General features: G+C 63.4%; 10 protein-coding genes. 2 read left to right on the plus strand and 8 right to left on the minus strand.

What is annotated here, in order from left to right:
- Positions 1–113: 113 nt before the first annotated feature.
- The 4 genes from dgoD to B0W55_RS27465 all read right to left on the minus strand — a co-directional run bounded on the left by dgoD (position 114) and on the right by B0W55_RS27465 (position 3,604).
- Positions 114–1,262, minus strand: coding sequence for a galactonate dehydratase (gene dgoD / locus B0W55_RS27450; protein ID WP_008085519.1), 1,149 nt, complete (start codon positions 1,260–1,262; stop codon positions 114–116).
- Positions 1,263–1,309: 47 nt separating this feature from the next.
- Entirely contained in the window at positions 1,310–1,930 is a 621-nt protein-coding gene (locus B0W55_RS27455; RefSeq protein ID WP_077049045.1) for a 2-dehydro-3-deoxy-6-phosphogalactonate aldolase, read from the minus strand.
- A gap of 19 nt (positions 1,931–1,949) precedes the next feature.
- Entirely contained in the window at positions 1,950–2,942 is a 993-nt protein-coding gene (locus B0W55_RS27460; RefSeq protein WP_077049046.1) for a 2-dehydro-3-deoxygalactonokinase, read from the minus strand.
- Between the two features lie 179 nt (positions 2,943–3,121).
- Positions 3,122–3,604 (minus strand): GNAT family N-acetyltransferase, encoded by a 483-nt coding sequence (locus B0W55_RS27465; protein ID WP_077049047.1) that lies wholly within the window; start codon positions 3,602–3,604, stop codon positions 3,122–3,124.
- Between the two features lie 159 nt (positions 3,605–3,763).
- Here B0W55_RS27465 and B0W55_RS27470 point away from each other — a divergent pair, with 159 nt between their 5' ends.
- Both B0W55_RS27470 and B0W55_RS27475 read left to right on the plus strand, forming a co-directional pair.
- Positions 3,764–4,093, plus strand: coding sequence for a hypothetical protein (locus tag B0W55_RS27470; protein ID WP_077049048.1), 330 nt, complete (start codon positions 3,764–3,766; stop codon positions 4,091–4,093).
- 43 nt (positions 4,094–4,136) lie between these two features.
- Entirely contained in the window at positions 4,137–4,391 is a 255-nt protein-coding gene (locus B0W55_RS27475; protein WP_077049049.1) for a hypothetical protein, read from the plus strand.
- Positions 4,392–4,570: 179 nt separating this feature from the next.
- Here the strand turns inward: B0W55_RS27475 and B0W55_RS27480 are convergent, their stop codons facing one another.
- From B0W55_RS27480 to B0W55_RS27495, 4 genes are all read right to left on the minus strand, one after another.
- Positions 4,571–5,500, minus strand: coding sequence for a PfkB family carbohydrate kinase (locus tag B0W55_RS27480; protein WP_077049053.1), 930 nt, complete (start codon positions 5,498–5,500; stop codon positions 4,571–4,573).
- Entirely contained in the window at positions 5,493–6,959 is a 1,467-nt protein-coding gene (locus B0W55_RS27485) for a cytosine permease (protein WP_077049050.1), read from the minus strand. The genes B0W55_RS27480 and B0W55_RS27485 overlap by 8 nt, the downstream gene beginning before the upstream one ends.
- A 171-nt stretch (positions 6,960–7,130) precedes the next feature.
- Positions 7,131–8,138 carry an ADP-ribosylglycohydrolase family protein gene (locus B0W55_RS27490; protein WP_077049051.1) on the minus strand — a complete coding sequence of 336 codons (1,008 nt, stop codon included), beginning with the start codon at positions 8,136–8,138 and terminating at the stop codon, positions 7,131–7,133.
- Entirely contained in the window at positions 8,135–8,848 is a 714-nt protein-coding gene (locus B0W55_RS27495) for a GntR family transcriptional regulator (protein WP_077049052.1), read from the minus strand. The genes B0W55_RS27490 and B0W55_RS27495 overlap by 4 nt, the downstream gene beginning before the upstream one ends.
- Positions 8,849–8,988: the final 140 nt, after the last annotated feature.

Below are 8,988 nucleotides of genomic sequence, written 5' to 3' on the forward strand. Positions count from 1 at the left end.
GGGAGCGGGCTTGCTCGCGAAAGCGGTGTGTCAGGCGACATCAATATCGAATGTGCCGCCGCTTTCGCGAGCAAGCCCGCTCCCACAGGGATTCAGGGTGGATCAGAGATTGATCACCACTCGGCAAAACTGCCATCGGCATGGCGCCAGATCGGGTTGCGCCAGCGGTGGCCGACGGCGGCGCGTTCGATCACGTATTCCTCGTTGATCTCGATGCCCAGGCCCGGGCCGTTTGGGATCTTGACGAAGCCTTTGTCGTAGTCGAACACCCGAGGGTCTTTGACGTAGTCGAGCAGGTCGTTGCTCTCGTTGTAGTGAATGCCCAGGCTCTGCTCCTGGATGAACGCGTTGTAGCAGACCGCGTCCAGTTGCAGGCACGCCGCCAGGGCAATCGGGCCCAGCGGGCAATGCAGGGCCAGCGCCACATCGTAGGCTTCGGCCATGTTGGCGATCTTGCGGGTTTCGGTGATGCCGCCGGCGTGGGAGGCATCGGGCTGGATGATGTCGACGTAACCTTCGCTGAGCACGCGCTTGAAATCCCAGCGCGAGAACAGACGCTCACCCAGGGCAATCGGCGTGCTGGTCAGCGGTGCCAGTTCCTTGAGCGCTTCGTAGTTTTCGCTGAGCACCGGCTCTTCGATGAACATCAGTTTGTACGGATCGAGTTCCTTCATCAGCACCTTGGCCATCGGCTTGTGCACTCGGCCATGGAAGTCCACGCCGATGCCGACGTTCGGCCCCACCGCGTCACGCACGGCAGCGACGTTGGCCAGGGCCAGGTCGACTTTCTCGAAGGTGTCGAGGAACTGCAGCTCTTCGGTGCCGTTCATTTTCACCGCAGTGAAACCACGGCTAACCGCTTCTTTCGCCGCCCGCGCGGTGTCCGCCGGACGGTCGCCACCGATCCACGAGTACACGCGGATCTTGTCCCGCACCTGGCCGCCCAGCAGGTCGCTGACCGACACACCCAGCGCCTTGCCCTTGATGTCCCACAACGCCTGGTCGATACCGGCCAGGGCGCTCATATGGATCGCGCCGCCGCGGTAGAAGCCGCCGCGGTACAGCACCGTCCAGATGTCTTCGATGTTGCGTGGGTCCTTGCCGATCAGGTAGTCGGACAACTCCTCGACGGCAGCGGCAACGGTGTGGGCCCGGCCTTCGACCACAGGCTCGCCCCAACCGGTGACGCCCTCGTCGGTCTCGACCTTGAGGAAGCACCAGCGTGGCGGAACGATGAAGGTAGTCAGTTTGGTGATTTTCATCTGATTGTCTCTCTTATTAGATGCAGCGCTCGCAGCGCCAAAAATTCTTAGCGAAGGGCCTTCCAGGCAGCGACGTAGGCCTTGGCATTGGCCGCCACTTGCTCAGGTGTCATGCCCGGTTTGAACAGGCCGGAACCGAGGCCGAAACCCTTGACGCCAGCGTCGATGAACACCTGCATGTTGTCCGGCGTGATGCCACCGACCGGCGCCAGAATCGTCCCTGCCGGCAACACCGCGAGCCAGGCTTTGGCGACCGCCGGGCCCATCTGCTCGGCGGGGAACATCTTCAGGACGTCCGCGCCCTCGGCCAGTGCGGCGAAGGCCTCGGTGGGCGTCGCCACACCCGGCGACAGGTACAGACCCGCCGCTTTCGCCGCGCGCAGCACCTTGGCATCGCTGTGAGGCATCACGATCACCTGACCGCCCGCCGCCTTCACTTGCTCGACCTGCTCCGGCGTCAGCACCGTGCCCGCGCCAATCAGGCAATCGGCGGGCAAGGCGTCGCGCAGGATGCGGATGCTGTCGTACGGCTCGGGGGAATTGAGCGGCACTTCGATGACACGAAAGCCGGCGGCGTAGAGGACTTCGCCGATGGCGGCAGCTTCTTGCGGGCGCAGGCCACGCAGGATCGCGATCAGACCGTTTTGCGCCAGTGCTTGTTTGAGCATGTCAGGACTCCAGTCAGGTTTAACGGGATAGGTGTGCGGCGATCAAACCGGCGGCGACCGCCAGTTGCCACAACCCGCGTTCGGTGGCCTGCTCGGCCAGGGTTACGTTGGCAAAACCGCAGGCGTCGAGCGCCCGGCTGTAGCGGCTGCACAGTTGGGAATTGCCGATGAGGATGATCGACGGCAGGTGCACGCTGTTGCGGCGACGGCGCTGAACGTTGGCCAGGGCCGACAGTTCATGGCCGATCAACAGGCCCGACAGGTAGTCGGTTTGCGCGGCGCCACTGAGTTCACCGGTCAGCCCCAGACTACGGGCGCTGAACAGGGTCGACAGCACGCCGATTTCGCCATCGACCGACAGCGCCACCTGCACGCCGCGATCGAAAGCCTCGCCATCGAACGAGCCGCCGCGCTGCTGGGTGCGGCCCAGGATGCTGTGGTCACTGAGGACGGCGAAGACTTCGCCGGTCATGAAAGTATCGAAATGCACGATGCAGCCGTCGGCCACTTCCACCCATTTCGAATGGCTGCCCGGCAGGCCGATCAGCAGATCGGCGCCCGCCTCGCTCGACAGGGTTTGCAGCACGCCGAGCACCTGGGTTTCTTCGCCGCGCATCACGTTGGGCAAGGGTGAACGTTGAATCACCCCTGGCACGATGTGCACGTCGACACCGCGCAGGCTGCGCACGGTTTGCAGGGAAGTGCCGAGACTGGCGACGTTCGCCGGCGTCTCGCGGTACGCCGCTTCGCGCCAGCCCTGGGCGCTGCCGACCATGCCGCAGGCGATCACCGGCAGCTCGGGCTGTGCATCAAGCCAGTCACCGCAAGCCTCATCGAAGGCCAGTTCGAAACCGTCGGTGCATTCGCGACCCTTGATGATTCGCGGCACCTTGGGCAACTGCATGATCCCCGACGACAGCGAACGCTGTTCGAGCACCTGGCCACCTTCGGCAAGTTTGTAAGCACGTAATGAGGTCGTCCCCCAATCGAGCGCGATCAATTGCGCCAGCATCGCTTCACCTGTTCTGTTTATTGGCAGTGAGTGAGCGGGACTATAAACCTTGGCGCAAGAAAATCTCAATATATAAATATCTCTCCCATATATTGGGATTTAAAAACTGAGCGCAAAAAAAGATCGCAGTCTTGCGGTAACCGAATTGGCGGCGCGAGACTGCGATCGTTTGGCGGTGGTCAGCGACCTTCAGCGAACTCGCGCAGCACCTGGCCGTCCATGCGGTAGCGCACCCACTCTTCCTGTGGCTGGGCGCCCAGGGATTTGTAGAAGTCGATCGCCGGGGTGTTCCACTCCAGCACGCTCCATTCAAAGCGCCCGCAGTCATTGGCGCAGGCGATTTTCGCCAAGTGCCGCAACAGGGTTTTGCCCGCGCCGCCGCCGCGCTGTTCGGGGGTGATGTAGAGGTCTTCGAGGTACAGGCAGTTGCTGCCCAGCCAGGTGGAATAGCTGAAGAAGAACACCGCGAAGCCAATGGCCACGCCATCGCGCAGGCAGATCAGACCGTGAGCGGTGGCGCCTTCGCTGAACAGGCTGCGTTCGATGTCGGTGACGCTGGCGATGACTTCATGGCGAGCACGTTCGTAGTCGGCCAGTTCAGTGATGAACGCGAGGATTTGCGGCGCGTCACTGGGGGTCGCCGGGCGGATTTCGATCGTCATGGACGTGCCTTGTCATGGGTTGAAAACGCCATACTAAAGCCGCGCACCACCTGTGGCGAGAGGACCCTCGCCACAACCGTTCGTCGACCTTCAGGCACCATTTGGAAACGAGGGCGGACCAACATCAGGTAAGGACTCTAAATCAATGGAGACACCACCATGACTACGTCCCGGTTGACCGCCTTCACCCTCGCTGCCCTGCTCTCTCCCCTTGCCATCGCCGCCTCCGGCACCGGCCCGACCAATCCGGTCGAAAGTCCCAAGGCTCCCGCCATCCAGAGTGCCCCCGGCATGAACACCGACGGTGCGGGGGTCGACAACAGCCTGCCGCCCTCCACCGGCACCGACCCGCGGACCCAGGGCAATGACACCGGTCGCCAGGGCGGGCTCAACCTGCCGGACAGCCGCACACCCGATAACGCCGGCGCTGGCATGGGCTCGAAAACCACCACCGGTGGTTCGGGCTCTGAAGGCGGTGCGAGCCAGTAACGCTCTTTACGCAAGTCCTATCCATCGTGATGAAGAGGTAACCATGAACGTCGATAAGAACCTGGAAAAAGAAGTCCTGACCCGCCTGCTGCATGCCCACCCAAGTGGATTGGGCAAGGAGGTCCTGGACAATTACCGGGGGGAGAAAGTCGTGGCCAGCACCCTCGCCACCTTGCAGGAACGCGGGCTGATCCAACACGGCAATGTGCAGTGCAACGAAGCCGGCGAGCATTCGTTGCACCTGCCGATCAAACTGAGTGCCGCCGGGGTTGAAGCGGCACGCAAGCTGGATGTTTGAGCCAGCTTGCGTGGCACAAGAAAGCGTTGATTGAGGCGCTGCCCAAATCAAGTTGAATCTGAAGGATGCGTTGAATCAGGGAGTCACTTCGCGAGCAAGCCCGCTCCCACCGTTGACCGAGTTGCCCAACAGCAATGCGATCAAAATGTGGGAGCGGGCTTGCTCGCGAAAGCGGCAGATCAGTCGCCAAAAGTCTTGCCGATCAACGCATCAACCTCAGCCGCCACCGGCGATGTCGCCGGCCCCCACCGGGTCACGGCCAGAGCGGCCGCCGCATTGGCCCGACGCGCCGCATCAAACGCGGACAAGCCCTGCGCCAATCCCGCCACGAACACGCCTGCGTGAGCATCGCCGGCGCCATTGCTGTCCACTGCCTCGACCTTGAAACCCGGCACATGCCGATGCTCGGACCCCTGGCTGATCCAGCAGCCTTGCGGCCCGTCCCGCACCACGATCAAGACCTTGGCTGGCAGATGTTCGGACAGTCGCACCAGCGCATCAGCGATATCCGCCGCCCCCGTAAACCGCAACGCCTCTTCACTGTTGCTGGTCCACAGATCAATGCGCGGCAATAAGGCCTTCATCAGCGGCGCATCCGGCGAATTCACCAGCGGCCCCGAATCAAACACCACGCTGACGTCGCTCGGCAGCTCCAGCACCCAATCCACCAGCGCCTGCGCCTTGCCGACATGCAACAGGCTATACCCGCTGACACAGGCGAAATCCCCGGCCTCGACCGGCACGCTGGCCAGATCCTCGGCGCTCACCTCGCCCTCGGCGCCGATGTAGGACACGAAACTGCGCTCGGCCGAGGCATCGGTGATCGCCACGCACAACCCGGTATCGCGCTCGGCGGGCTTCGAAATGCCGATGCGGATACCCTCAGCCGCCATCGCCTGCCGGGCCAGATCACCGAAACGCCCGGTGCCGTGACGCCCCAGATAGACCACCGGCAACCCGTTGCGCCGAGCGGCGGCCATGACATTGAAGCCGCCGCCCGCTTCGAAGCTGGCCGACTGCGCCAACACGTCGCCACCGGCCTGCGGCAACTGATCCACGGCCATGACCAGATCGATGATGACCTGGCCGGTGTACAGCATCTTAGGCATGAGCATTCTCGGTCAACGCAGCGCGACGGTCCTTCGCCCCGCCGAGTACAAAGTACAGGCCGCCGGCGACCACGAAGGTCACGATCCAGCCGAGGCCGTTATGCCCCAGCCACGAGTCGGACAAAAAGCCCTTGAACCAGACGTTTTGCGCCGTGGTGCCGATGGTGGTGAAACTGAAACCCAGCACGATCGCCAGCGCCCAGGCACTGAACGCGCGCCACTCGACGCCGCCGCGATACCAGTAGGCACTGCTCGGGCTGACGTCCAGCAGGTCCTGGGGGCTGTAGTAGTGACGGTGGATCAGGTCGACCACGAAGATCCCGACCCACGCCGTGATCGGCACCGCCAGCAGGGAAATGAAGGTGATGAACGGGCCGTAGAAGCTGTCGGCGATCAGCATGAAATAGATCGAGCCGGCGAAGATCGCGACGATGTCCACCACCACCGCGTATACGCGCTTGACCTTCAGCCCCAGGGTCAGGGTGGTCAGGCCGGCGGAGTACACCGAAAGGTTATTCGACAGCAGCAAGCCACCGAAGGCGGTGATCAGGTACGGCACGGCCATCCAGGTCGGCAGCATGTCACGGATGGCGATGATCGGATCGGTGGCCTGGGCCAGGTCGTTGTTGCCCACCGACAGCAGGCCGCCGAGGGTGATCAGCAGCACCAGCGGAATCCCTGCACCGAACGCTGCCGAGGCCACCAGGCGCACAGCCTTGACGCTGCGGTGCTGGTAGCGCGACATGTCTGCGCCGGCGTTGGCCCAACCGATGCCGGTGCCGGCCGCCATGGTGCCGATGCCGATGATCATGGCGCTCATGGGCGCGGGCGTTGCGTTGAACACCGCGCTCCAGTTGATGGTGGCGCAGAGGAAGCCGCCCACCAGCACGTTCAGCGCGCCGAACACGTAGGTGGCCCACTTCTGGATCACCAGCAGCGTGGCGTGACCGAGGCCGGACACTGACAGGGTCAGCAGGACGAAAATCGCGATGAACACCAGGGTCAGCAGCGGTGCGCTTTTCGCTTCCACCGGCGAGCCGAACAGGATCGAGCACAGCGACAGCAGCACGAACGCGGCGGTGGTAGTGTTGACGGTTTCCCAGCCCAGGCGCGACATCAGCGACACCAGGGTCGGGCCGATATTGCCGCGCACGCCGAAGATGGCGCGGGACAGGGTCAGGCTGGGTGCGCGGCCACGACGACCGGCGATGGAAATGATCCCGACCACCGCGAACGAGCCGGCGGCACCGAGGATGGCGACGATGACCGCCTGCCAGATCGCCAACCCGCGAAAGGCCACAAGCGTCGCGCCCAGCGGCAGGCCGAGGATGGAAATATTGGCGGCAAACCAGACCCAGAACAGCTGCAGCGGATGACCGTTGCACTCGGCTTCAGGCACCGGTTCGATGCCGCGGGTTTCCAGCTGTCCGGCGTTTTGCCCGGGGTTGGATGTACTCATTAACAAGCTCCTGTTGCCTTTGTTTTGGTTGTGGGCAAATCAGATTTGAGGCTTCGCTCCTCGGTAGGAGCGAGCATGCTCGCGATGAACGCCGTAACGACGCGGGGGTATCAGGTACCCAGCGTTATCGTTGGCGTCCATCGCGAGTGAACTCGCTCCTACAGGGGGAGTTCAGTCCAGTCGGCGCAGGGCCAGTAGCCCTTTGACCAAAGGCTCCAGCTCCAGACCGTTGACGGCTTTGACCGTCTGGAGCATCGCGGCCGGCCAAACCTTGAGCCCCAGACACGCCCCCAGCATCGCCCCGAGAATCGCGGCAATAGTGTCGGTGTCACCGCCCAGGCTGGCCGCCATGCACAGCGCATCGAAGGCGCTCATTTCGCCGATGGCCACTTGCTGGGCCAGGGCGAACGACACCACCACCGACTCCTGCGAGGCCACCGAGGTACCGATCACGTCGTACAGCAGATCGGCGAGCAGCGCCTTGTCGCTGTCGACGCTGATGGTCCGCGCCCAACTGATGCGCGAGGCGATGCGCCCACCGGCGATCCAGTGGCCGTGGTTTTGCGCCTGCTGGGCGATTTGCTGGCCGAGGTTCAACGCCTCGCCCAGGTCCATGCCGTTGATCCCGGCCGAGACCACCGCCGCCACCGCCGCCGCGCTGGAAATCCCCAGCGTGGTGTTGTGGGTGACCTGACAGGCTTGCACCACGGCGCCGATGAACGCCTCGGCATCGGCCACGTTCGAGGCGATTCCCACCGGGGTGATGCGCATCGCCGCGCCGTTGGTGGTGCCGTAGCGCCCGGCCTCTTGCGGCGTATGACCGGCGAGGATCATCTCGATGGCGCGTTTGGTCGACGGGCCGAGCAGGTCTTGCGAACCCTTGGCCTGCATCACCGCTTCCCATTCGATCAGCCGTTGGGCAAGCAACGCCGGTTCGATCCGTCCCTGGCCATCGACCAGCAATTGCCCGACCAGGATCGCTTGTTCGGTATCGTCGGTGATCGAACCCTTGGGCATGTTGGGCGCAATCGGCTGATCGGGGCCGGCGTCCTGCAGGTCAGTGATTTCACCGAACCGCGCCTTGATGTCATCGCGACTCAGGGATTGGGTCGGCATGCCCAAAGCGTCGCCCAGGGCCAGGCCATAGAACGCGCCCAGGGCACGGTCGAGTGCAGTCATTTCGAGTGTCCAAATTGCAGGTGCATCCGGAAATGCACAGGGTCGAGCAGGCTTTCCACTTGCTCCATGAAGCGCCCCTGGCGGTCGTAGGTGGTGCGCAGGGCTTTGAGGAACACCGTGCCGACCGGGCGCCCCAGCAATTCGGCGTCTTCGGCGTTCAGCGGTTCGGCGCCGATCCACTGATCGCCGCGCTCGCCGATGTAGCCGTAGGCGGCCAGGGTGATGGTCAGGGAATTGTCGATCAAACCCACTCGCGGCAGGCCTTCCAGGCCGCCGGTGGCGGGCATCAATGAGCGTTCGAGGGAAACCAGGGTGCCGTCGTTGGAACGGCGGCGCCGGTCAAGGGTGATGAATTGGTCGATGCCGAAACGCGGCAGCAGGTCAGGACGGGTCACCGCCTCCAGGCGCAGCACTTCGGTATTGACCAGCGCGCCGCTGTCGGCCAGGGCCTGGGCCCAGCCGTTGCGCTGGTCGAGCGCCACACCGTCGAAGGTGACGATGGAGCCCACCCCGCTCTGCGTCGCGATGTAGTTGCGCCGTTTCAATTCGGCCAGGGCTTCACGCAAGGTTCCTCGGCTGACTTTGAATTCTTGAGCCAACTGATGCTCGCCCGGCAGGTGAAAGCCGTCCTCCATGAGACCGCTTTCAATGCGCCGGATGAGCTCGTCGACCACCCGTTGTTTTTTGTCGAATCGGACCTGTCTAATCATGTACAAATTGAACTCGAAAGCGATTGCCGTGGGCAAGGGATATTTAAGGGAGGTGACAGAAGGATTGGCGCGAGGAACAAGATCCCTGTGGGAGCGGGCTTGCTCGCGAAAGCGGTCTGTCAGTAAACATAGGTGTCGAC

This window comes from Pseudomonas sp. KK4 (assembly GCF_001984065.1).
GTDB lineage: Bacteria > Pseudomonadota > Gammaproteobacteria > Pseudomonadales > Pseudomonadaceae > Aquipseudomonas.